This is a genomic window from Burkholderia pyrrocinia (genome assembly GCF_018417535.1).
GTDB lineage: Bacteria > Pseudomonadota > Gammaproteobacteria > Burkholderiales > Burkholderiaceae > Burkholderia > Burkholderia pyrrocinia_E.
The window spans coordinates 1,041,272-1,065,387 of record NZ_CP070979.1 but is presented as its reverse complement, the minus strand read 5'-3'; the positions used below and the strand labels follow the sequence as shown (position 1 = coordinate 1,065,387).

Below are 24,116 nucleotides of genomic sequence, written 5' to 3'. Positions count from 1 at the left end.
TCGGTGAGCCTTTACAGGATCGGGAAGCTTTTGAAGGTGAGAATGTTCGGGATCATTGTCCGAATCCGATTGCGGTGAGCTTCGTCGACAACAGCATCTTCACGTTCGCTCGTAACTTTCACGAGATCGGCCCAGGAACCGGCGACCCGTGCCGTGGTGGGGAGCCCCAGGCGACGCTTGCTACCGGGAGGCTGTGCCGGCCTCTCGTTGCCATCCCGGGGCACAGCATTGCTCTCCGGTTGATCCAAAGGTAGAAAGTCGCGAGACCTCGGGTGGCGAAGCGAGCGGCACCCATTTTCTCTGTGCACAGTCGACAGGCTGACTGTGACGAGGCGCGTCGATAGGCGATCGGCAAAAAACTTGTCGACAGACCGGGAAGCATGAGTACAAAAAACCACTCGCGCGCAGTCCGGGATGATTTCGAACTGCCGTGGGTGAAACCGACGATGTTCGCGCATCCGGTTGTCAATCCGATTTGCCCGGCGATCACAGGAGCGCGGGTGGTCGCAGCCCCGGCTTTTCGGTCCCATAGATGGGAACCTGAACGTGGAAACCGGTGATTTCTGCCCGATTTCCTCCCATAGGTTTCTACTTTCAGGTATTTGTGAGTAGGCACTCACCTCTCCGGGAAGCCTTGTCGGGCCTGGAGGCTTGGTGGAACAAGGCTTCAGGCTGGTGTCCAGCAGGGCCGAATCGAAGCACCGAGGGGCCTGACGGACCGCGGACGGGTCTCGTGGGTAGCGGTTTATGGGGCTTGTTTTTCTGTGTCGGCACACGTGTGTTTACATCTTTGGTAAACCACGTTTACTTCTTTAACTACCTTTAGACGGCTCACAGCCTTATCCCACAAGGGTTTGAGCGGTGTTCGGTACCCATTTATGGGAGCACAGGTGGAAGGGTTTGGGGCTTCAGGTCTGTGGATTTGGGGTTTTGGGTACCGCGTTGTGGGGAATCGGGGCTGTGGATATGGGGCACACGTTCCCGGTTATGGGAAATTCGCCCGGAAATGCATTGGGTAGTCGTCTATGGGAACGCAAGCAGGTAGCCTTTTATGGGGTGGTTTTCTTGATTCGAGAATGCCTGGCAGCACAGTGATTTTCTTCGGGTAGTCGTTTATGGGGCGTTCCGAAGGTAGCCGTTTATGGGTGTCAAATTGAACCGGTGCTTCGCGTTTCACAGGGGCCCGTCTGCTATCTGCTCCCATAGACAGGATTGATGCAGCGGACAGGTAACCTTTTATGGGGAAACTGGATGGTTGCCGTTTATGGGAGTGATTTCTACCTTCAAGACCGAAAGTAACGCAACCAGCGATGCCGATGCCTGTCGACAGGTACCCTTTCATGGGAGGCAATGAAGGTAGCAAGTTATGGGAGAAAACCGGACCCGTGCTGCAGGGCACCACGGATTCGGCCGTCGATCGCGATTCTGCTCGTTTGCCCCCCATGGATGGGTACCTTCCCGGGGGCAAATCTCGTGCCGGGTTTTTGTGCCCGGACATGAAAGGTAGCGGCTTTTGGGAGGGTTTTTGGCCAAAAGGTAGATGGATATGGGGTTCCGTGCAGATTGCTTCATCAGGAATTTCCCTTTTATATCTGAAGGTTAGCCGCGATAGTGCAAGTGATGCAGGAGCAAGGGCGTTGCCCCGCGGCGTGAAAAGGTATAAATTCCGCCATCAACAAGGTCACCTTATCCGGACATTACGATGCCGCGCAAGCCCGCAAGCAAAGGCTCAGACAAACAGGTTTCGCTGTTTCAGACACCAGAGCCTCCCGACTTGCTGCGCAAGGCGGTCCAGGCGATTCATATCGCGCCGAAGTCGGGAAAGATCGGTCTGCAGCAGCGCAAGATGTTCAGTTCGCTGATCAAGAACGCGCTTCGGCAGGAGGCGTTCGAGCCGGGCCGGACGAGCTTCTCGATCTCGATCGCGTCGCTTTCGCACGAAAGCGGGCTGAACAGCAACAACACGAAGTACGTGAAGGACACGGTCAACTCGCTGATCAGCACCGTCGTCAACTGGGATTACCTGGCCGCGGATCGTTCGACGGTCTGGAAAGCGTCGGGCCTGCTCGCGGGCGCGGAGCTCGAGCAATCGGTGCTGAAGTACAGCTTCTCCGACCAGATTCGCAGCGAACTGCTCAATCCGGAAATTTACGCGCTGATCGATATGCGGATCGCCCGCGAGTTTCGGCGTTCGCACTCGCTCGCGTTGTGGGAAAACACGGTGCGCTACGAAGGGATCGGCATCACCGCGAAGATTCCGCTGCCGAAATTCCGTGACCTCATTCTCGGCCAGGACAAGGCGTCGCAGTCGTACAAGGAATACAAGCTGTTCAAGAGCAAGGTCCTGGTGCCGTGCATTCAGGAGGTGAACGAAGTATCGGATCACACGCTCGAGCTGATCGAACACAAGTCCGGCCGCAGCGTGGAAGCCGTTCAGTTCAAGGTGACGCGCAAGCAGAGTGCCGATACGGTCGAAGACGGCGACGTCAAGAACGAAGCGCTGGTCGAGGAAGTCGCGAAGTTCGGCATTCCGCGTTCGGAAGCGCGGCGGCTGATCACGCAATACGGTGTGCAGCGCATCAAGGCGGCGATTGCCTATACGCTCAATCGGACTACGAAGAAGAACGCAGCACCGGTCGACAACGTGGCCGCGTATTTCCGCAAGGCGCTGACGCACGGCTACACGCTGGCCGACGGGCAGGGAGCGGAGGCGGCCGCACCGGCGAAGGAATCCGCGCAGAGCAAGCAGGAGCAGATTCGCGACAAATATCTGGCGGCCAAGGTCGAGGAAGCCGGCGCGTATTTCCGCGAGCTGGAGATCGACGACCAGACCAAGCTGATCGAGCGCTACAACGAAACGGTGGCGGGCTCGAAGGATCTCACGCTGTCGCCGAAGAAGAAGGCGAGCAAGCTCGCGCAGACCAGCTTCTTCCGATGGCTCGCGCTGGATACCTGGGGCGAACCGACCTCGGACGACCTGCTGGAATTCCTGCTCAAGAGCAGTCTCGCAAGCAACTGAACAAGGCCTCGCAACCGGGGAGCGTCGTGCGCCGGACTTCATCGTCCGGTTTCGCGACGCAACGCGGATGCGAGGCCTTTTGCTTTGGCGCGTTAATTTTGCGCGGCGGCCGCCAGTTCGGCGACGTAGGCGTCGATGACGGTCTTGAGCTTGTCGGCGAGCGCTTCCTGGTGGGACGTGTCGACGTCTTTGAGCTGCAGGTCCAGACGCCCGTCCGGGTAGGTCTTCAACTGGCCGATCGCTCGCGATTCGAGCGCGAAGTCATGACGAACGCTGTAACGCGTGCGTCCTGCCTTCTTGTTGCCGTCGTTCTGCGCACGCAGGAAATTTTCGAGATCGCGGACCGATTTCTTCCGGTCGATCACGGCCGTGAGCAGTCGGTCGGCAGTCGGCTCGCCCAGGCGCTCGAAGATCAGCTTCAGGAAGTACGCGGCCTGCAGGCCGACCACGTCGTTGGCACTGGCCATCCGCTCCAGCAGCGTGTTGGGCAGTGCATTGAGCGACAGCGTCTTGCTGATCGATGCCTTGTCCTTGCCGATCTTCTCCGCCAGCGTGTTCTGGTCGGAAAAGACCTTCTCGTCGAGGAGGCGCTTCCACGCGACCGCATCGTCGAAGATCGTCTGGCGTTCGTGGTCGTGGTTCGCTCGATACGCGATCGTATAGAGCTGCTCGGGCGTGTGGTCGGTGCGGAACGTGGCGTTGATGGTGTCGTCGCCGTTGATGCTCGTCGCGCGCAGGCGGCGTTGCCCGTCGATCACGACGAGCTTGCCGGGAAACTCCGGGAGCCGCGTGACCTTGATCGGCTCGATCTGCCCTTCCCGTTTCAACGTCAGTGCGAGCTCGTGCAGGCTCGACTCCGAATAGAACACGCGCGGGTTGAACGGGTTCGGGATGCAGTCCTTGACCAGTACCTTCTGCGGCGCGCCAAGGTCCGGTGTGCCGGCGGGTGCGGCCACGGCCGGGGGCACGGCGGGCGCCGCTTCGGCGGCGACGTTCGGTGCGGCCGGCGGCTCGGGCAAGCGGGTTTCCAGTGCCGCGTTTTCCTGAGCGAGCCCGCGCAACAGGCCGGCTGCGAGATGCAGGTTGCCGGTCGGCTTCTTGTCTTTCGATGTGTCCTTAGCCATGGGCGGCTCCGGTAGCGCGCGTCGACGCGATGTATTGGGCCATTTCCGTGACCAGCCTTTCGATTTCCGCGCGGGCTTCCTTCAGCCCCTTCAGGTATCGATTGTGATGATGGATCGTGGTGCCGAGTGCGAACGTCTGACGGTAGACCTCGCGTTGCGCGATCTGGCTGTCGAGCAGATGCTCCCCTATTTCTTCTGCCCTTAGAATTTTTAAAATCTCTTCACGCATTTTAGTTTTTCCATTAACACTATTCAGCATTAATGCGGAAGAAAGACTCGGGTTACGAACGGCTCGCATCGACTCGATCATGCGAATCATCGCGACGGTGCTGTACAGGTCGGCCGGCGACGGTGACAGCGGTACGAGGCAGAAGTCGGCCACTTCGAGCACGGACGCGATACGCGGATCTTCGAGGTTGCCGGGGCAGTCGACGACGATCACGTCGAAGTTCGCGTCCTGCTTCTTGATTTCGCCGCCGATGCCGCGACCGGCGGGGGCCAGCGAAAGGACCGTCATCGGCAGCGTGTTCTCGCCGCTCGTCACCCAGCGGACGGACGTGCCTTGAGGGTCGGCATCGATCAACGCGACCTTGTTGCCACCGGCCTCGAACGCTGCCGCGATGTTGACGGAGATGGTTGTCTTTCCAGTCCCACCTTTTTGATTACTGACGGCGATCTTGAAAGCCATTAAATTCCTCCAAGGAGTTTTGCGTAATATATGCAGATGTTATGGAAATGTCCAGAAAAGCATTCGACGTGATGCATATCTTGGTGATCGTTGTAGTTGTCACGTGACAAGTAGGTCGAATGGCTAACGAATCATTCGTGGTTATTGACCGAGTAAAAATAAAATCGTCGGTCACGGTTACGAAGAATGCACAGGCGGCTGAAGAAAATTCGATTGTCTTTAGTGTCGATGATGAAGCTCGGACGCAGAGATCGGTCTGATGGTTTTGTCTTTGGTTCTGACGGAATCTGCTGCGAATCTGATTGGCCGGGTCGCAGATGTCGTCGAGATGCGTAGTTGTCACGTGACAAGTCGCCAGCGATTGGCTCCAGCCAGTGTTGTGTTCAGCATTGCGCGTCGGCAGGAAACCCTTGATTCGATCGAGTCCGGGTTGCGAGGACATCTCAACGGCTGATATGCGAACCTTGGCCCATTCGATTACTTGACCGCTGGGTGAGTTGTCACGTGACAAGTGACTTAGGGCACGACTGAGCACCATTGCCAGCTTCTCGAGAGCAATGGCGATCGGCCATATTGAGGACGCGTTAAGGGGATCAAACCGGAGCGAATTTGTAGGTGATGCTTGTTGCTAGTCTCTGTTCGCGTGCGTGTCTGCCGAGGAGTTGTCACGTGACAACAGGGACAACCAGGATCTCGCAGCGACAGACAGGACGTCCCCCGAGGTTGTCGTAGCCGTCAAGGACGCGAGCTTTTGCCAATGATCGCGACTGCATCTGTCTTTGTGCTCTGGATCTGCTGGGGCGACGGTCCGGCCTCCTCGCGAAGGCTGAATGCTCTGATTGCGTGGCGAGCCGCATTCAGACGCAGGCTGTTGTCTATGTAATGATATGGCCCCATTTATATCGGATGAGCATCACCGGCTTGGTGCGTGCGTTCTCTGATAGGGGAGGGGAGCGAGGTCTCGTCGGGTCTATCCAGCGCTACAACGAGCGCTATGCGCTATCTATTGGCAGCCGTGACGTCGAAAGGACCAGAATGAAGGCAAATCCATACGTCAGAAGCGGCGTGTCCGGACAAGCGAATCAAATCGTGAAACATTGGTGAAAAATCGGGTGTTCTCGGAAATCCTTGTTCAGCAATGGCTTGCGCGGGATTCTTCATGTTGTTTCACGCAAAATGCACACGATCACCCTCAGAAATGGGGGCGCATGAAATTTCCGGGCACTATCGGCATCGTACGGCAGTCCGCAAGCATGTTTTGTATTATTTGATACGTAATTGGTAGTTTTTTATACATCCCGCGCTTGACACTGCGTTGGACAAGACTCCGTGAGTGTTGGTCCGGTGCATGACGATGATCGGTCGAGTCACTGATTTGATGTCCAGCGCCAACATTCAACACGAGTTGTCACGTGACAACGCAATTCACCGATCGCGCGATACGTAGGGTTGTGGAGATTTCGAGAACCGACCAACGGCCCAACTGCTGTTGAAATCGGTTGGACAGCAAGGCCGCCTCTGTTTCTACTTCTGCGGCCTCATGCTGGTGAGCTGGTGGATGTGATGATGGAAGCTCGAACCGCTCACCTCAATTTGCGTGCGAGCTCATTAACTCGTAATGACCGCCGAGTAGAGGGTGGTTGAAGTGGTCGATATAAGGTAAGCGCCTTCGGATTGCCCGATTCGTGCCCGGAACGACGAGACCGAAACCGGGTTCGACCATGCAGCCCATCGGCTTGGGCGGTGCTTCCCTTCGATGGAAACTCAGATTCGGAACGGCAATGACGATGCGTTCAACGTCTTCAGCCGAATTTGCAGATGCGATCAGTCAGCGTCTGCCGAAGCCCGCTTCCGCGGTTGGTCGACCCGCGCCCGTATTGCCGAATGCAGATATCGGGCTGGCGCCGGGTGCGTCACTTCCGATTCAGGTGATCGGATCTGCGGACAAACTGCCAGCGTGCAGGTGCCCTGACAACGCCATGTCCGGAAACGCGGCATCGCCGCGCTCCCGAATGGAAAAGGTCACGACAGGCGAACCTACTTCGTCGCTTGCGACGCACATAACTGCCACCGGCGCGATTTCGTTGTTGCCGGCGTCTTCGCGCGTTCGTCTACCGTGCGCCACCACCGCTCGCCTCGATGCGGCTCGCTGAGATCCAGGCGCTCGCCCATCCTCGGCGTCGACAGTCCGATGCCGCGCACGATCGACAACGCCGTGACGCGCTCGAACGGCTCCTGCCAGCGATGCATCGCGAGATCGAACGTGCCGTTATGGATCGGAACCAGCCAGCGTCCGCGCAAATCGATGTGCGCCTGAACGGTTTCTTCCGGCTGCATATGCACATACGGCCATTGCGCATCGTATGCGCCCGTTTCGATCAGCGTCACGTCGAACGGCCCGAGGCGTTCGCCGATCGTCCGGAACCCGTCGAAGTAGCCCGTGTCGCCGCTGAAGAATACGCGCAGGTCGTCGTCGACGATGACCCACGACGCCCACAGCGTGCTGTTGCCGTCGAACAGGCTGCGCCCGGAGAAGTGTTGTGCGGGCGTCGCGGTCAGCGTCAGGCCGGCCACGTCGACACTCTGCCACCAGTCGAGCTGACGGACCTTGTTCGCATCGATACCCCATTCGATCAGGCGGTCGCCGACCCCCAGCGTTGTCACGAACACATCGGTGGTGGCCGCAAGCGCGAGCACCGTGTCGCGGTCGAGGTGATCGTAGTGATCGTGCGACAGGATCACGCCGCGCAGCGGCGGAAGATCATCAAGCGCGATCGGCGGCGCATGGAAGCGCTTGGGGCCGACGCGCCGAAACGGGGATGCGCGCTCGGCAAACACCGGATCGGTCAGCCAGAATTCGCCGCGCAGCTTGAGCAGCAGCGTCGAATGGCCAAGCCGGTACAGGCTGCGATCGGGCACCGCGTCGAGCTGTGCGCGGGTCAGCGAATCGACGGGCAGCGCGCCTGCGGGCACGGTATTGCGCGGCTTGTTGACCAGCATGTTCCAGGCGATCCCTAGCGTTTTGCCGATACCTTCGGCAGGACGCGGCGCGACATTGCCGAAGCGCTCGCCATTGTGTTGCGGCGACCCGCCGGACAGCGCGCGGCCGCGCGTGGCGGCCGCAAAACCCAGAATGCGGTGAATCAAAACGAGAGGCGATGCCATGTCGGTCCGTCCGAAGGGAAAAGTACACTAAACAGTGTAGTTTATTTCTGGGATAAGTAAACTGCCCGGTGTAAAATTTCCTTATGGATACCAGCACTCCCCCTCAGCGCCTGACCGATCGAAAGCGTGCGGCCATTATCGAAGCGGCCATCGAGGAATTCCTCGCGTCCGGCTACGATGCGACCAGCATGGATCGCATCGCTGCGCGCGCGGACGTGTCGAAGCGCACGGTCTACAACCACTTTCCCGGCAAGGAAACGTTGTTCGCCGCGATCCTGCACAAGCTGTGGGATGCGACCCAAACCGGCAGTTCCCCGACGTATCGCGCCGACGTGCCGCTGCGCGAGCAACTGCTCGCATTGCTGGGCCGTAAATTGCGCCTGCTGAACGACGAAGCGTTTCTCGCGCTCGCGCGTGTTGCGATCGGCGCGGCCATCCATTCGCCGGAGCGTGCGCGCGACATGGTCGAGCGCCTCGGCGAGCGCGAGGAAGACCTGACGGTCTGGGTGCGTGCGGCAGCGGCGGCCGGCCGCCTGTCGGTCACCGATCCGGTGTTCGCCGCGCACCAGTTGCAGGGTGTCGTGAAGGCATTCGCGTTCTGGCCGCAAGTCACGATGGGCCAGTCGCCGCTCGCGGCGCCGGAGCAACAGAAGGTCGCGGAGTCCGCTGCCGACATGTTTCTCGCGTACTACGCGCGTCCGGACGACGGCGACGCATGACGACGCACCGCGCCGGATTGACCGGGCATCAGGAAGATCATGCTCGAATCAAAGCCGATATCATGCAACCGATCGATGCACGCATTGGCAATGCTGAGCCGGTAAGCCGACTGATCCGCAAAAGCGAGTGCAGAACCGCCCCACACACGTGATGACTGGCCATCCAACGGAAACCGGCGATACCGCCGGCGCACCTGAAGCCGAACGCGAGCGACTACGCATGAAGACGCTGTTGATCGTCTATCACACGATGACCGGAGGCACGCAGCAGATGGCCGAAGCGGCGGCCGGCGCGGCGCGCGAGCAACCCGGCGTCGACGTCAGGCTGCAACGCGCGGACGCGACGAGCGCAGACGATGTGCTGGCCGCCGACGCATACCTGTTTGCGACGCCCGAGAATCTCGCGGCGATGTCCGGGCTGATGAAGGACTTCTTCGATCGCTGCTACTACGCGGCGCTCGATCGTGTGAACGGCCGTCCGTACGCGGCGATGATCTGCGCGGGAAGCGACGGACAGAACGCGCTGCGCCAGATCGACCGGATCGCGACCGGATGGCGATTGAAGAACGTGGCGCCCGGCCTGATCGTCTGTACTCACGCGCAAACGCCGGAGCGCATCCTCGCGCCGAAGACGATCGACGACGATGATCGTGCCCGCTGCGCCGAACTCGGTGCGGGCCTGGCCGCGGGACTCGCGCTGGGCGTCTTCTGATTTGCGGCGTGGCGGCAGCTGTGCCGGTCCGCGCAGATAACGCACGGATCCATGTGCGATACCGATCCTGCGGACGCCGAACCGGCCGAATGCCGAAACCCTAGCTGCCTTTTGCCGTCGCCGAAGGCCGGTGGTATTCGGGCCAAAGACGTTTCACGAGATCGCGCGATGCGCCATACGCGTGGCAACTGTCGATCTTGAGCGGCTTGCCTTCGCTGTCGCGGGCTTCGAGCGATGACCGCCGCACGCCGACCATCGTCTGATAGGCCGTGGTTGCGACCGGGCCGAGCAATTCCTTCAGATGCGTGCACGTATCGCAGGACGGCAGGCGCTTGCGGATCTCGCTGTTCCAGCCGGCACCGATGCTCAATCCGACGAGCGCCTGCAGCGAGTCCCCGCCGCCCGGACACTGCGCATACGGATGCGACCGGATGAACGTGGATACGGCGCGGACGACCATGTCGGCGTCGAAGACCAGCGTCACGCCGAGGTCGTGGATCGGCGACAGCGCCGCGACCGTCCGCGTGCCGCCCGGTGGCATGAAATCACGGGTCTTGCGGTCCGCGAGGCAGGCCGTCACTTCGAACAGGCCGTCGCTGCGCCGATAGCCGCGCATGTCGATCTGCCGATGGTGAATCTCCTCGCGCGTGATGTCGTCGTGCGGGATGTCGTGTGGGGGAACCATGTATCCGCTCCGTTTCGTACAACCGGTTCGTTGGGCCGGCAAGAAATATGTCGCCGGCCGACCCGGGGCGTCGCGATACGGGCCGAGGTATGCTGCCGACGACGTTGACCCGGCCATACTACGCACTTTCCGGCATCTTCGTCCCCGACGCGATCGATGCGGACGCAACGAGTCGTATACGGATAAACGGTGCAATCGATGGGCGTACTTGAATGTCGCGGGCCGCGTCGGTCCATCGCCACGTGCGTTGCGTCGTCACGATTGTTGATTCGCACGGGGCGACGGCGCCGCCCACGATCCGCGATCATCGCGGTGGCCGGCGTCGCGCTCGCGCGACACGATCGTATCGGCTCCCTCCGCAAGGCCCGACACGTGCGTCGGGCGTCGCTCGGCGGCCGTTGCCGGGCCGATCGTGTTGCGCGAGACTGGCCCGATTTCCGATGGGGCTGTGAACGACGTGACTTCCGGAAACGTATCCATATAATGCGCAACACGACCGTACGGACGCATTTCCCATCCCCCGAATCGGGCAAATGCAGACCGCCGAGTCAGCCGGCCGTCGCGCGTACCGGTATACTTCCACTCCTGCCTTGTCCGGCATCGTGGCCGGGTGCCTGAAAACAGAGTGGCGTGCGCGATGCGGCCCCGTAGTGTTCCGCATCGGCGGCAGACGGGCCGCCCGCAGGGCGGCGAAGCTTTTTGCTCCGCGCGGAACGGCCGCACGAACCACACCTTATATTCCTGGTGGATTGAATTTATGGGTTTTGAACAACTTGCCGAATTGCGGGCTCAACTCGCAGCGAAGGCCAAGCAGGAGCGCAACGAGAAGCGGCCGGCAGCGCCGACGGACGCCGGTGCGAAACCGAAGTCCGGCGACCGGCCGGCCCGCGGGGCCAAACCGGGTGCCGGCGCCAAAGCGCAGCATCGCGCGAAGCCCGCTTCGGCGAAGCCGTCGGCGCCGGTCGATCCGGTCATCGTTGCGATCGGCAAACTGCAGCGGAAGTTTCCGAACGCGTTTCCGAAGAATCCGGCCCCTAAAGTGCCGCTCAAGGTCGGCATCTGGGACGACCTCGCCCGCGAGGCACAGGCCGTGGGCCTCAACGAAGCCGAACTGCGCGAAGCGATGTCGACGTGGTGCCGCGGCAATCGCTACTGGTCGTGCCTCGTCGAAGACGCGGTGCGGGTCGATCTGCAGGGCAACGAAGCAGGGCGCGTGACGCATGACGACGCAGCACGGGCGCGCCGGCTGAAGGCACGCCGCCCGGGCGGCAAGGGTGCGGCGCAATCGGCCAAGGGTGCGCAGCAGCCGCCGAAGGTCGAGCAGCAGACCGAGGCCGCCGCCGCGCCGGAACCGGCAAACGCGGAAGCGCAGACCGACGTCGCGCCGCAGGTCGAGCAGCAAACGGCAGGAAACGAGTAACTCACACCGCGCCGCGGTCGACTGCACGGCGCTCACCCGCATGCATGTCGCATGCGGCGAATCACACGACAGACTGACCTGCCTCGACAGGGGCAGGTCAGGACTGTCTCCACCGGCGGTTGCCCGCCGGCACCCCATCCTCCAACGTCGGACAGACAACGCAACCGGACGAAGCATGTCCGTCAATCGATGCTGCCTGCGCGATGCGTTGACTTTGAAGTTTGCGCATGGATGGCATGCATGCCTGATTGCGATGACGTTTCAATCAGATAATTCGGTTTCCTAAAATAGTGATACGGGGACCGTCGATCGGCATGTGAACGATCCCGCCCGGCCATCGTGACAGGATGACGCGCGATAATCCCGGCTGGATCGTCAGGTCACGCGCAAGTTGTCCGGCTGCGATGCAGCTTGCATTTCGAAAGGTCCGGGAGGCGTGCTCCGACACGTCCCGACCCAACCCGAAGCCACGGCCGCCTCTTTTCAACGTCAATTCAAACCGGATCATGAACTCCAGACATTCCGCGATTCCCGTCGCGCTCATCGCGGCCGCGCTGTTCGGCGCCGCGACTCCGCTCGCCAAGGCGCTGCTCGGCGCGATGTCGCCGTTCATGGTCGCCGGCCTGTTCTATCTCGGCAGCGGCTTCGGGCTCGGCATCGGGATCCTGCTGCGCGGGCTGCACAACCGTCGTGCACCGGCCGCGGACGCCGCGCCGCTGCAGCGCGCCGACCTGCCGTGGCTGGCCGGCGCGATCGCAGCGGGCGGCGTGGCCGGCCCGGCGTTGCTGATGCTCGGGCTGTCGAGCACGCCGGCGGCGACGAGCGCGCTGCTGCTGAATCTCGAAGGTGTGTTGACGGCCGTCATCGCGTGGGTCGTGTTTCGCGAGAACGTGGATTCGCAGGTGTTCCTGGGGATGGTCGCGATCGTCGCGGGCGGCACGCTGCTGTCGTGGACGCCTGGCCGGACCGGCGTGCCGGTCGGCGCGCTGCTGATCGTCGGCGCATGCCTGTGCTGGGCGATCGACAACAACCTGACCCGCAAGGTCGCCGCGAACGACGCGATGATCATCGCGTGCGTGAAAGGGCTGATCGCCGGGCCCGTGAACATCGGCATCGCGCTGGCGACCGGGGCGACGCTGCCCGCCGTGCCGGTCACGGCCGCTGCGATGCTGACGGGGCTCGGCGGCTACGGGATCAGCCTCGTGCTGTTCGTCGTCGCGCTGCGTCATCTCGGCAGCGCGCGTACGGGCGCGTATTTTTCAATTGCGCCGCTGTTCGGCGTCGTGCTGTCGCTGCTGATCTGGCCCGCGCTGCCGCCCGCGACATTCTGGATCGCCGCCGCGCTGATGGCGCTCGGTATCTGGCTGCACGTGCGCGAACGGCACGAACACACGCATGCGCACGAGCGGCTCGAGCACACGCACCGGCATCGGCACGACGAACATCACGAGCATACGCATGACTTTCCGTACGACGGCAACGAACCGCATTCGCATCCGCATGTGCATCTGCCGATCACGCATAGTCACGCACATTTCCCGGACATTCATCACCGGCATCGGCATGCGGCGAATAAGCCATGACGTTCAGTCAGGCAGTGGCTCACTCAGCGGCAAGCACTTGTGTAAGCGCGGGGTCGTTAGGTAAGCAGAGCACGCAGCTGACGCCTGCGGGATCGTAGATCTTCGCCACGCATGCGTTGCAACTGGTGCACTCGGAGCGCCTCACATGGCCAGTTCGAAAATGCTCGACAAGCAGCGGGTCGTGAATCAGTGCACGCGCGAGCGCGACGCAGTCAAAGCCTTCGGCCATCAATTGCTCGACACTTGCAAGCGCTTTGACGCCGCCGACATAAGCGAGCGGCATACGCACCGCTTGCCGGATCACTCTGGAATCGTCGAGAAAATACAGATCCCGGAATGCGAGGTCGCGCGGTGTGCGTTTTTCCAGCATCGTCACACCGAAGCGAGCCAGCGCATGCGGCGCCGCAGCTTTCATGAGAGCAGTGGGCATCGGGCTGCCGAATAGCACCCACGGACTTTCGACGTTGCGTCCGCCGCTCAGCGAGAGCAGATCTGCCCCTTCCGCTTCCAGGATGCGCGCGGTCACGGCAGAGTCCTGCGGTCGGTTGCCGCCCGGCACGCCGTCGTTGACACTCAGTTTGCAGGCGACCGCGAGGTGTGCACCGACTGCGTCTTTTACCTGACGCAACACCTGCGCGGGAAAACGCGTGCGCTGTTCGGTCGAGCCGCCGAAGCCGTCGCGTCGTCGATTGCTCAACGGCGACAGAAACTGGTTGAGCAGATAGCCGTGGCCCATGTGAATTTCAACGGCATCGAACCCACACTCGCGCGCGAGGCGCGCCGCATCGCCGAACTGTGCAGCGACGCGTGTCATATCGCGTTCGTTCATCGCGCGCTGAAAGTACACGCCGTACAGCATCCCGAACACGTTCAGCCCGGGCGACGCGGAGGGGGCGGTGCGGCGCCCGCCATGGCGCATCATCGTGAACGATCCCGCATGAGTGATCTGCAGGCACGCGGCTGCGCCTTCCCGATGTACTGCGTCCGTCAGCACGCGCAGATGCGGGACCACGTCCGCGTGCATGTGCATCTGGTGCGAGAAGGTCAATCCGTCGCGCGCGACTGCCGCATAGGCAACCGTGGTCATGCCGACACCGCCGGCCGCGAGGTCGCGATGGTGCTTGACGAGTGCTTGCGTGGGCAGCCCGATCGGCATCATGCCTTCGTTGGCGCCGGACTTGATGAAACGGTTGCGAAGCGTGAGTGGGCCGATACGAACTGGGGAAAAGGGGGAAGTGTGAGCGGGAGGCGTCGGACGACCGTCGAGCATGGCAGGCTCCTGAAACGGATGGAAGGGGTGTCAGAATTTGAATGGACGTACGCTGGCGTCGAGGCCGCCGTCGACGAACAGCACGCTGCCGTGGATGAACGATGCCTGTTCGCTCGACACGAAGCTGATCACTGACGCGATTTCGTCGGGTTCGGCGCGGCGGCCAAGCGGTGCGCCGAAATTGCGGATCGCGTCGGCGTAGCGTGGATCGCGCAACCCTGCTTCGAGTAGTGGCGTCTGCACGGCACCCGGAGCGAGCGCATTCAGGCGGATTCCGGCCTGGCCCCACACCGCCGTGCGCTGGCGCACCGCCACCGACACTGCGTACTTCGAACTCGCATAGGCCACGTAACCGGCCTGCTCGGCGGGCACACCGGCGAGCAAGGTTTGCACCCGGGCTTCGTCCCCGTCGAGATAGGCGTCACACAGCGGCTGCCCGTTCCATGGCTGGAGCACGGCCGAGTTCGACGCGACCACGACGGCCGACGGCCGAGTCGCGCGTTGCAGCACGTTGAACAATCCATCGAGCATCGCGACCGTGCCGAAGTAGTTGACCGCTGCGGTCAGGCCGGGCGGCTCCGCTTGGGGGCCCAGCCCGGCACAGCAGATCAGCCTGTCCACTACGCCGCCGGTGTGTTGCAGCACAGCGTCTACCGCGAGATTCCGGCCTGCGGCGGTCGCGAGATTGGCGATGATGTCGGTTTTCTGAAGATCGATGCCGATCACGTTGATGCCGGCGGCCCTGAACTGCCGCGACACGGCAGCGCCGATACCCGATGCAGCGCCGGTAACGACTGCGGTTGTCATGTTGTTGTCTCCTGTGTGTGAAATCCCTCGTCATCGTTGGCGGCGCGGCGGCGAGCGGTCGCCGCCAGGGCCGGTGTGCAAGCCGAGGTGCGCCCGTCGATTCAGGTACCCGCGCCGCGTGCGGCATCCGGCGAGAAATACGTCTCGTTGAACTCGGGGCTGCGATTGAGCAACGGCATCGGTTGCTCGTTGGTCAACCGGTCCGCGAAATACGCGTTGGACAGCAGATCGTGATAGAAGACGGCGGACGGGTAGAAGCGTTTCGCGTCGTATGCATATACGGTCGTTGCGAGGTTAGTGCGCCAGAGTTGCCCTCGTGTGTCATAGTTGTCCGCGGCGAGCGCCATCCACGTATCCTCGTCCAGATACAGCACGCGCTTCGCATAGATATGGCGGAAGCCTGGCTTGAGCGTCGCCTGGAGTACCCATACGCGATGCAGCTCATAGCGCATGAAGTCCGGATTGGCATGGTGCTTCGTCAGCAGATCTGAGTACTTGACCGACGAACTCAGCAGTTTGTAGTTGTCGTAGGGGACGTAGTATTCCTTCTTGCCGATTATTTTCCAGTCGTAGCGCTCTCCCGAGCCGTTGAAGAGCCGGTCGTCGTCGACGGTTCGAAATCCGCCGGCGCCGGTCGGCTGGTCGAAACCATACTCGGGTGCCTGCCGCACCCGCCGAGTGCCCGGGTTGTAGACCCAGGTGCGGCGCGTGTTCGAACCTTCCTGGTCCCACAATTGATACCCGACCGTCAACGTACCGCTATCGCGCAGCGGCAACTCGACCTGGTTACGGAAGAACGAACGAGTGTTCAGCGGATTGCTGGCGTCGAAACGGCCAGTATTGCGAGGAGAGAAGACCCGGTAATTCGTTTTGCCCCACGCGATCTGTGATTCCTGATAGACCACGGCCTGGTCGTAGACCGCCGACTCCTGACCGATCGACGGCGACAGGCACAGGTTCCACATCAGTTCCAGGCCGGTCTTGGGAATCGGAAACGGCACCTGCGGCGGTGCATTCTTCAGCCCGTTTCCATCAGGCGTCATCGATACTTTAGGCGCATACGTGTGGATGGACTGGTAAGTATCCTCGTCGAAGCGGAAGTCACGATGACTCGGATAAACCGGCATGCGAAACGTGTCTGGATATTTCTTGAAAAGCGCTTTTTGGCCGTCGGTCAGGCGGTCCGCATACTGTGTCATGTTTTGGGCGGTGATGACCGCGATCGGCTTTTCGCCTGCATAAGGATCGGGGTACCGCTCACCGGACTTGTATTGGATACCCGGCGGCACGCCGAGCCACTTGCCGCTCCACGCGGGCACGCCGCCGTCGGCGCTGCCGGCGCGCTGTGCGCCCATGGGCGTCAGCGTGGTGTTGAGCTGTTTCAGGTCGTCGGCTGTGACGCCGGCGATCGACGCGGCGGCCAGAGCCATGCCTGCGGCCAGCACGCTGCTGCGTAGCAGAAGGTGGGTGTTGCGTTGTTTCATCTCGTTTCGCTCCTTCGTCAGGATTGTCAGGCATCCTATGCGGTCAGAATGAGTATTTCGCGTTGAATGCCACATAGCTGCGGTCGGCAAGAGGCCGGTTCACGGTGTTCGCATGTCCGAGGAACATCGCGTAGGTCAGGCCGAACTGCAGGTTACTTAAACGGGTCAACGTCACGCCGACGCTCACCCGCTGGTCGCCGACGCCCGTCAGCGAACCCAGTGCGCCGCCAAGTGCGGACTTGCCGGTGAAGTCGTTCGCGTAGTTGAGCGGCACCGCCATGTCCCAGCCGTCGAAGACGTTGAGGTAGTTCAGCGTCCAGCCGATCTGATACGCTGCGGCGTCGCGCGTGTTGGCCAAGGTCGTCGAGCCGGACAGTGGCGTGACATTTGTCACGTGTACCCACGAGACTTCGGCGGAGAGCGCCTGCGACGCGGCGAGAAAAGTGGGGCCGATCGAGTAGATCGCCGACAGATTGCCCTGGATCGCATTGCCGCGCGTCGTTTGCGCCGCGCCAGCGACGCTCACGAGTACCGGCGCACCTTGCCTGTAACTGATTTCGCCGGCGACATTCGCGCCATACATCTGCGTCGAAAAGCTTGCTCCAGTCAGATCGATGCCGCCGAAGTATTTCTGTTGATACATCAGCGACGGGAACAGCGTGGTCACGACATTTGGGTTCTTGTCGTCATAACGTAAGCGGTACAGACCGATTTCGGTGTCGCCGCCGACCCGGAAGCGGCCGCCTACCCCCCATTGCCGGCTGTTCGACGGTCTGATGTCCGGGCCGAGCGGAATGTGCCGCCCGCCAGGGCCGATGATGAATTGCGCGCCCGGCCCGACAACGTCAGTGAAGCTGAAATAGCTGCCCGCGGCGTTGAGCTGATTCGGCTCGAACTTGAACTGGTAGTAGGCCAGCAGGCTGATGTTCGGAGTGATCTGCCATTGTGTCGACACTTGCGGAACGGGCAAGAGGATGTCCTTGACCTCGGTGCCTGGCACGAACGACTGGGTCGCATCGACCGGACCCTGTGCGCCTGCGATGTTGGGGAAATACAGACTTTCGCCCCACGCAACGACCTGGTTGCCCGCTTTCACCGTCAGCCGCGTTCCGCCGAGATTGAATGTGCCGTAGCCATATGCGTCGAGTAGTTGTGCGCGCTGTCCGTTGTAGTACTGCGCGCCGGAGGTGAAGTGGTTGAATGGCCCCGAGTGATTGACGGTGTTGGGCGCATTGTTGTCGTTGGTGCCGTGGTAGGCGAAGTCATAGAACGCATTACCGCGTATGAATACGCCAAAGGCCCCGTGCCGAAGGTCCGCTTCGCCAAGAAGGCTGAAGCGGTTCGCGGTGAGACTTCCCTTGCTGAAGTTCCGGTCCCCGTCGTCGCCGTTGATGTTGGCAGGCTTAAGCAGATTGCCACTTGGGTTCTGCGTGCGGAGCGCCGCACCATAACTCGCCGTAACCGTGTAATCGAGTGTGGTGTCGGCGCCCAACTGTACCGTGTTACCTGCCCAGGACACGTTGTTGAACATGGCGCCCAGCGCTGCGGCGATGACTGCTCTTCTCATCTTGCCTGGAACGACGGACGAACAGGATCGGTGTATGCACATTTTGTCTCCTCACGATGTGATGGTCTGCTTCTTTTCGTATTTCCTGCCACTTTTGATTCAAAGCGTAGTGGCGTAAAAAATGCATCGAATCGTCGAAATGGATTAGAAGTTTTCGCTTCTATATCTATAGGAATACGAAATACAAATTTTAAATCAATACGTAGTAGTGCTTCTTGATCAGGCGAAGTGGTTTTCCGTGACACGGACGACACCCATCTGCGCGCCACCCAAGCCGGGTGGTGAGCGGAGCCCGCATTCGCGACCCCAATAACGTCGTTATTGCGGACAGCTGTATGCAGCGGTGTTCACACCGAACTGAAAAGGTGGCGGCTCCGGATCAGGCGGGCCGTGACACGGAAGAATTGCGGCTGCAGCAGGCTGGAGCCCGCCCGCCATGCCAACCGCTGTCACAATCACAGTAAATCGACCGCTACGCTGTGGATCGCGCTATTGAAGCGATAATTCCGCGGATAGTCGCCGACGGGCGACTTCGTATCGGTTCCGACGTCGAACGACTCATTCATGGAAAAGATATTTGGCACGGTTCGCTCGAGACGTGCTTCACCGGCCAACTGGCCGTTGACGATCAGCCTGCCTGTGCCTCCCTTGCCCCGTCCACCACCATCGTAGGTGAATTCGAAGCGGATGATGGCATCGCCGACCGGCAGGCGGGCCGGGGCGGTGAGCGTCACGCGCTGGCCGGCGAACACATAGGTGTAGACCGGATCCCCCGAGTGGTTCACAAAGAGCGACCATCCGGCGTGGGCCCCTCCCTGGGCGACTAGCACGCCTTCGCCCCCCGTGTCCGGAATGTGCGCCTTGACCGTGATCGCATACGAGCGATTCTTGATGTTCGGCGCGCTACTCTCATTGATCCCGACCGCCCCCTGGTAATACACGAAATGCGTGCGCCCGGCCGTGAGGCTCGGGCGCGCCGTGGCTTGGTTCACGTCGTTGGTTAGCGACAGACGCTCGACGAAACGATCATCGAGTGGCAGCACGTTATTCTTCCTGGCCTCCTTCCAGAACAAGTCCTGCAGTTCGCGCAGCTTGTCCGGGTACTGCTGGGCGACGTCATGCGCTTGCGTGAAATCGCCGTCGACGTGATACAGCTCCCAATGTTCGGTGCCGAGCGCGCTAGGGCCCCACGACAGCACGTTCCACGGCATCCGCGCCGGCGTGGTCGAGACCATCCAGCCGTCGCGATACATGGCACGGTTGCCGACCATTTCGAAATACTGGGCTCGGTCGAGGCTCGGCGCATCAGGCGCGTTGAAGCTGTAGACGAGGCTGCTCCCGTCGACGGGCTGTTGGACGACGCCGTTGACCTCCTTCGGCACAGGAATCCTGGTGGCTTCGAGGATAGTCGGCATCAGGTCCGCGACGTAGGCGAATTGCGAGCGCAGGCCACCCGGCTCGCGGATCGCCGCCGGCCAACTGATGACCATCGGATTGCGCGTGCCGCCGAAATGCGAGGCCACCTGCTTCATCCATTGAAACGGCGTATTCATGGCCCAGGCCCATTCGGCAGGGTAATGCGGCGACGATGTCGGGCCACCGATCTCATCGAGGTGCTCGACGGTTGACGCCGCGTCTTCGCGTATGCCGTTGAAGGCGTCCATTTCGTTGAAGTGACCGTGCAGACCGCCTTCGCCGCTCGCGCCGTTGTCGCCGACGACGTAGATGAACAGGGTGTTGTCGAACTGCTGCATCTGCTGCAAGGCGGTGACCAGCCGGCCGACTTGTGCGTCGGTATTCGCGAGGTAGCCCGCGTAGGTTTCCATCAACCGCGCCTCGACTTTCTTTTCATCGGGCGACTGGCTATCCCAAGACGGCAGTGCCTGCGGACGCGGCGTCAACACAGCATCTGCCGGGATCACGCCGAGCGACTTCTGTCGGGCGAAGATCTGTTCGCGAACCTTGTCCCAGCCCTGATCGAACTTTCCCTTGAAGCGATCGATCCACCCTTTGGGAACCTGCAGCGGCGCGTGCGTGCCGCCTGGCGCGAAATAGACGAAGAATGGCTTGTCCGGCGAGACCGATTTCTGTTGCTGCATCCACGCGATCGCGTGGTCGGTTAGATCCTCGTTGAGGTAATAGCCGGGCTTGTCGGAATGCTGCACGAGTGTTGTGTTGTCGAACAGTTCCGGCTCGTACTGGTCTATCTCGCCGCCGAGAAAGCCGTAGAACTTCTGGAAGCCCTGGCCTGTTGGCCAGTGGTCGAAGGGGCCGTTGACCGAGGTTTCCCACACGGCCGTATTGTGCCATTTGCCCCAGGCTGATGTAGCGTAGCCGTGCTGGCGCAGGATTTCGGCGACGGTTGCGGCGCTTTGCGGAATGATGCCGATGTAGCCGTCGTAGTCGGTGCTCAACTCGCTGACCACGCCCCAGCCGACCGCGTGCGGATTGCGGCCGGTCAGCAGTGACGCACGCGTGGGCGAGCACATTGCGGTCGTGTGGAACCGGTTGTAGCGCAAGCCGCCTTGTGCGAGCTTGTCAAGCGCCGGCGTTGGGATCAAACCGCCAAATGTGCCCGCCGCGCCGAAACCGACGTCATCGAGCAGCACCACAACCACATTGGGCGCGCCGGCGGCCGGCTTGAGCCATAGGCGCTTGGGCGGCGTTGAATCCTTGAACGTGCGGCCAATGACGCCCGCCGATTCTACCTCTGGCATGGGCAGGATGGAGCCGGAGGCGGTTGGCCCAGGCTTCGGCTGGGCTGCGGTGCTGACGGGTACGGCAAGCGCGAGCATCGCCTGGACGCTCATCGCAAGAATCGTCGATGCAAAACGGTCTTTCATTTTTGGATCTTCCCTATAGACGAAACGGGATTTGAATTCCTGCCCGTTATATTGCATACCGATTCGATTTCAGAACGTCGCCGACCACCTTTCGATAACACTGCGTATCGCCGCACGAATTGACGTCAATGAACGGTTTCCGGCGGATAGCTGATCGCATAGCACACCTAAGTCATTTGACGACTCAGGCACGAAAATCGGAAACGCTGCGCGATCAGTCCGCTGGTGGAGCAGCAACGTTTTCGACGCACGCTGCCAGGATCGAATAGGCTGGATGCCCTTGGAAGGCCGTCAAATTCTTGCAAGTGTCGCGGACACTCTCTGGCAGTGAGTCCCATTCGCTCTTAAGCCGGTCGAACTGCTCCCGTTCGTTGATTTGGCATACCTGGCGAAGCTTGCGAGCAGATGGGCCACCAGAACGATTGATATAGTGGCAATAGGCTTTCGGGTCATATGCCGGCATGGCAGAAATCGCTGGACTCGTTACTGCAACAGACCAAATGAACAGGCCGATTTTCTTCACATGTGCCCCCAGTGTTTGTTGACCGGTTCCGCCGCTGTTTAACCTCGAGCCGCGGAACCACGCCAATGGACTGCAAATACTCAGCGTAGCCGAATATCCACTCGCTCGATGGCGCCGCTGAATGGATATCCAAATGGGTAATCCCCAGCCGGCGAGCCGGTGTCCGTGCCGACATCAAACGTCTCATCGGCTGAGTAGGTGCCTGGCGTGGTAACCGGCAGATGGCCGGTACCCACCGTCGCGCCATTCACTTTTAGCGTGCCAGTACCGCCCTTTGCGTACCCTGGCCCCTCGTAGTCGAAATCAAACTGCACCACGTTCTTACCTGGTGCCAGCGGCTTTTGGCCCGTGATTACCATGCGCGCGACATCGAATACTTTCTGTACGTAGACCGGCTTGCCAGAATCGTTCATATAGAGTGACCAACCTGCGGCCGTCCCTCCCATAGTAGCGATGACGCCATGGGCTCCGCCCTTCGGGATGTTCACTGTGGCGACGATGCTGTAGGAGCGGTTTTTTATCGGTGGCGCGTCTGCCTCAGGGATGCCTACGGCCCCCGTGAAATAGCTGAACTCAGTGCGGTTACCCGGCAAACTGGGGAGAGGTGTCCGGATGCACCCGGTATCCTGCAGCGGGAGCACCTGGTTCTTGCTTGCCTCGGACAGAAACAACGCCTGCATCTCCTTGAGCTTTTCCGGTTCCTTGGCCGCCAGATCTGTGGACTGGCTGAAATCGTCGTTTAAGTTGTAGAGTGCCCAAGTATCATCCGCAAGTCGCTTGGGCGGTTGGTGGCAACCGGCCTGCCACGGGAGTCGGTCCTTGTGCCATGCTGAGGCCATCCACCCATCGTGATAAATCGCGCGGTTGCCGAATACCTCGAAGTACTGCGTGTTGTGTCGCTCCGGGGCATTCTTGTCCGCAAAAGTGTAGATCAGACTGGTCCCATCCATCGGGCGTTGCTTGACGCCATTCACTTCAGCCGGAGCCTTCAGCCCCGCGGCCTCCAAGATGGTGGGAGCAAGATCGTTCACGTGAGAGAACTGGCTGCGCAGTCCGCCATGATCCTTGAGGCGTGCTGGCCATGACAGCACCATACCGTTGCGCGTCCCCCCCAAATGCGACGCCATTGTCTTGGCCCACGGCAAGGGTGAACTCATCGCCCAAGCCCAACCAGCGGGATATTGCGCATAGCTGGTCGGCCCTCCCAAGTTGTCAAGACGCTTTACCAGGCTGGCTGCTGGCGTGTCGGGCATGCCCTGCAGATTGCCCATATAGCTCTCGCGGCCGTACAACCCACCTTCCAGGCTTCCCCCGTTGTCTCCCATTACGTAGATAAAAAGCGTGTTGTCGAATTGCCCGCTCTCCTTCAACGACTGCACCAGCCGACCAATCTGTGCGTCTGTATAAGCCAAGTAGGCTGCGTAGACTTCCATCAACCGCGCGTCCACCTTTTTCTGATCGACACTTAGGCTATTCCACGCTGGAAGTTCATCGGGGCGTGGTGTCAGTTTCGTGTTTTTCGGTACGACGCCGAGGGTTTCCTGCCGGGCGAGGGTTTCTCCTCGCATCTCGTCCCAGCCACCGTCGAACTGACCGCGAAATTTATCGATCCATGCCTTGGGCGCCTGGAGTGGCGCATGGGTGCCGCCGGGCGCAAAGTACATGAAGAACGGTTTGTCAGGGGCGACTGAATGTTGAACGTGCATCCAATTGATCGCGCGCGTGACCAAATCCTCGGTCAAAGAGTAGTTTTTATCTGCAGATCGCAGTACAGGCGTGGTGCCGTCGTATAACGTGGGGTTGAACTGATCGGTTTCGGCACCGATAAACCCGTAGTATTTTTCAAAACCTTGGCCGGTCGGCCAACGGTCAAACGGGCCGACCGGGGACGCCTCCCAATCGGGCGTGAGATGCCATTTGCCGAATGCCGCCGTGCTGTAGCCATGCTCTCGCAACAATTCGGCAATAGTTGCGGAGTCCTTTTGCAGTACGCCTCGGTAGCCCGGATAGCTGCTTGGCGCGTTCAGCACGGCGCCAACGCCAACAGCGTGCGGGTTACGTCCCGTAAGCAGCGAGGCGCGGGTAGGCGAACATACGGCTGTCGTGTGAAAACGGTTATAGCGCAGGCCCTCATTGGCCAGGCTACCCATCGTGGGAGTCATGACCGGCCCCCCGAAGGTTGAGGCAGCACCGAAGCCCACATCGTCCAGTAATACGACTACCACGTTGGGAACCCCGGCCGGAGCATGGAGTATCGGTACGACTGGAGGCGCAGCTCCAGTCTGAACCTCGTTAGTTGCGGGCCAACCGAGACTCGCCGCCACACAACCAAGACCTATGCATAGGATCTTGGTCAAGACATTGCCTGACTTGCTCATGGGGAGCTCCCGTTTCTCTGTTTGACTTCACTCATCGATGGCATTGCATCGCGTCACGCCTGCATGAGAGAATCATCGAACATGTTATTGAATCATTTGATCGAATGAAAGTCTGCGAGCGTCGTGGCT

At 60.9% G+C, this 24,116-nt stretch carries 16 protein-coding genes; 5 read left to right on the top strand and 11 right to left on the bottom strand.

What is annotated here, in order from left to right; all coding sequences use genetic code 11:
* The first annotated feature begins 1,702 nt into the window (after window positions 1-1,702).
* Window positions 1,703-3,019, top strand: coding sequence for a replication initiation protein (locus JYG32_RS37740; protein WP_174380715.1), 1,317 nt, complete (start codon window positions 1,703-1,705; stop codon window positions 3,017-3,019).
* A 92-nt stretch (window positions 3,020-3,111) separates the two neighbouring features.
* On the opposite strand, the gene JYG32_RS37735 is transcribed toward JYG32_RS37740, so the two are convergent.
* The 4 genes from JYG32_RS37735 to JYG32_RS37720 all read right to left on the bottom strand — a co-directional run bounded on the left by JYG32_RS37735 (window position 3,112) and on the right by JYG32_RS37720 (window position 7,996).
* A complete protein-coding gene (locus JYG32_RS37735; protein ID WP_213267791.1) occupies window positions 3,112-4,143 on the bottom strand; it encodes a ParB/RepB/Spo0J family partition protein in 1,032 nt (343 codons plus the stop codon).
* Window positions 4,136-4,831, bottom strand: coding sequence for a ParA family protein (locus tag JYG32_RS37730; RefSeq protein ID WP_069750801.1), 696 nt, complete (start codon window positions 4,829-4,831; stop codon window positions 4,136-4,138). Before JYG32_RS37730 ends, JYG32_RS37735 begins: the two co-directional genes overlap by 8 nt.
* On the bottom strand, window positions 4,806-5,369 hold the full coding sequence (locus JYG32_RS37725) for a hypothetical protein (RefSeq protein WP_213267790.1): 564 nt from the start codon (window positions 5,367-5,369) through the stop codon (window positions 4,806-4,808). The genes JYG32_RS37730 and JYG32_RS37725 overlap by 26 nt, the downstream gene beginning before the upstream one ends.
* Window positions 5,370-6,868: 1,499 nt before the next feature.
* Window positions 6,869-7,996: an MBL fold metallo-hydrolase gene (locus tag JYG32_RS37720; RefSeq protein ID WP_213267789.1), complete on the bottom strand. Its 1,128-nt coding sequence runs from the start codon at window positions 7,994-7,996 to the stop codon at window positions 6,869-6,871.
* Window positions 7,997-8,079: 83 nt separating this feature from the next.
* On the opposite strand from JYG32_RS37720, the gene JYG32_RS37715 reads away from it, so the two are divergent.
* Together JYG32_RS37715 and JYG32_RS37710 are read left to right on the top strand one after the other, a co-directional pair.
* A complete protein-coding gene (locus JYG32_RS37715; protein WP_213267788.1) occupies window positions 8,080-8,715 on the top strand; it encodes a TetR/AcrR family transcriptional regulator in 636 nt (211 codons plus the stop codon).
* A gap of 220 nt (window positions 8,716-8,935) precedes the next feature.
* Window positions 8,936-9,427, top strand: a complete 492-nt coding sequence (locus tag JYG32_RS37710; protein WP_174380720.1) for a flavodoxin family protein — start codon at window positions 8,936-8,938, stop codon at window positions 9,425-9,427.
* Window positions 9,428-9,527: 100 nt separating this feature from the next.
* Here JYG32_RS37710 and JYG32_RS37705 read toward each other — a convergent pair whose 3' ends face one another.
* Window positions 9,528-10,112 (bottom strand): DUF2889 domain-containing protein, encoded by a 585-nt coding sequence (locus JYG32_RS37705; protein ID WP_213267787.1) that lies wholly within the window; start codon window positions 10,110-10,112, stop codon window positions 9,528-9,530.
* Window positions 10,113-10,869: 757 nt separating this feature from the next.
* Between JYG32_RS37705 and JYG32_RS37700 the strand changes: the two genes are divergently transcribed.
* Window positions 10,870-11,532: a ProQ/FinO family protein gene (locus JYG32_RS37700; RefSeq protein WP_213268328.1), complete on the top strand. Its 663-nt coding sequence runs from the start codon at window positions 10,870-10,872 to the stop codon at window positions 11,530-11,532.
* Window positions 11,533-12,038: 506 nt separating this feature from the next.
* Window positions 12,039-13,115: a DMT family transporter gene (locus JYG32_RS37695; RefSeq protein ID WP_213267786.1), complete on the top strand. Its 1,077-nt coding sequence runs from the start codon at window positions 12,039-12,041 to the stop codon at window positions 13,113-13,115.
* 19 nt (window positions 13,116-13,134) lie between these two features.
* Here the strand turns inward: JYG32_RS37695 and JYG32_RS37690 are convergent, their stop codons facing one another.
* The 6 genes from JYG32_RS37690 to JYG32_RS37665 all read right to left on the bottom strand — a co-directional run bounded on the left by JYG32_RS37690 (window position 13,135) and on the right by JYG32_RS37665 (window position 23,987).
* Window positions 13,135-14,385, bottom strand: coding sequence for an NADH:flavin oxidoreductase (locus JYG32_RS37690; RefSeq protein WP_213267785.1), 1,251 nt, complete (start codon window positions 14,383-14,385; stop codon window positions 13,135-13,137).
* Between the two features lie 30 nt (window positions 14,386-14,415).
* Complete coding sequence (locus JYG32_RS37685; RefSeq protein ID WP_349631822.1) at window positions 14,416-15,144, bottom strand: SDR family oxidoreductase; 729 nt, start codon at window positions 15,142-15,144, stop codon at window positions 14,416-14,418.
* 149 nt (window positions 15,145-15,293) lie between these two features.
* The gene (locus JYG32_RS37680; RefSeq protein WP_213267784.1) at window positions 15,294-16,676 is read right to left on the bottom strand and encodes a DUF1329 domain-containing protein; all 1,383 of its coding nucleotides are present in this window, start codon (window positions 16,674-16,676) and stop codon (window positions 15,294-15,296) included.
* A gap of 43 nt (window positions 16,677-16,719) precedes the next feature.
* Window positions 16,720-18,243, bottom strand: coding sequence for a DUF1302 domain-containing protein (locus JYG32_RS37675; protein WP_249744919.1), 1,524 nt, complete (start codon window positions 18,241-18,243; stop codon window positions 16,720-16,722).
* A 455-nt stretch (window positions 18,244-18,698) separates the two neighbouring features.
* Entirely contained in the window at window positions 18,699-21,143 is a 2,445-nt protein-coding gene (locus tag JYG32_RS37670) for an arylsulfatase (protein ID WP_213267783.1), read from the bottom strand.
* Between the two features lie 546 nt (window positions 21,144-21,689).
* Window positions 21,690-23,987 (bottom strand): arylsulfatase, encoded by a 2,298-nt coding sequence (locus tag JYG32_RS37665; protein ID WP_213267782.1) that lies wholly within the window; start codon window positions 23,985-23,987, stop codon window positions 21,690-21,692.
* Window positions 23,988-24,116 lie beyond the last annotated feature (129 nt).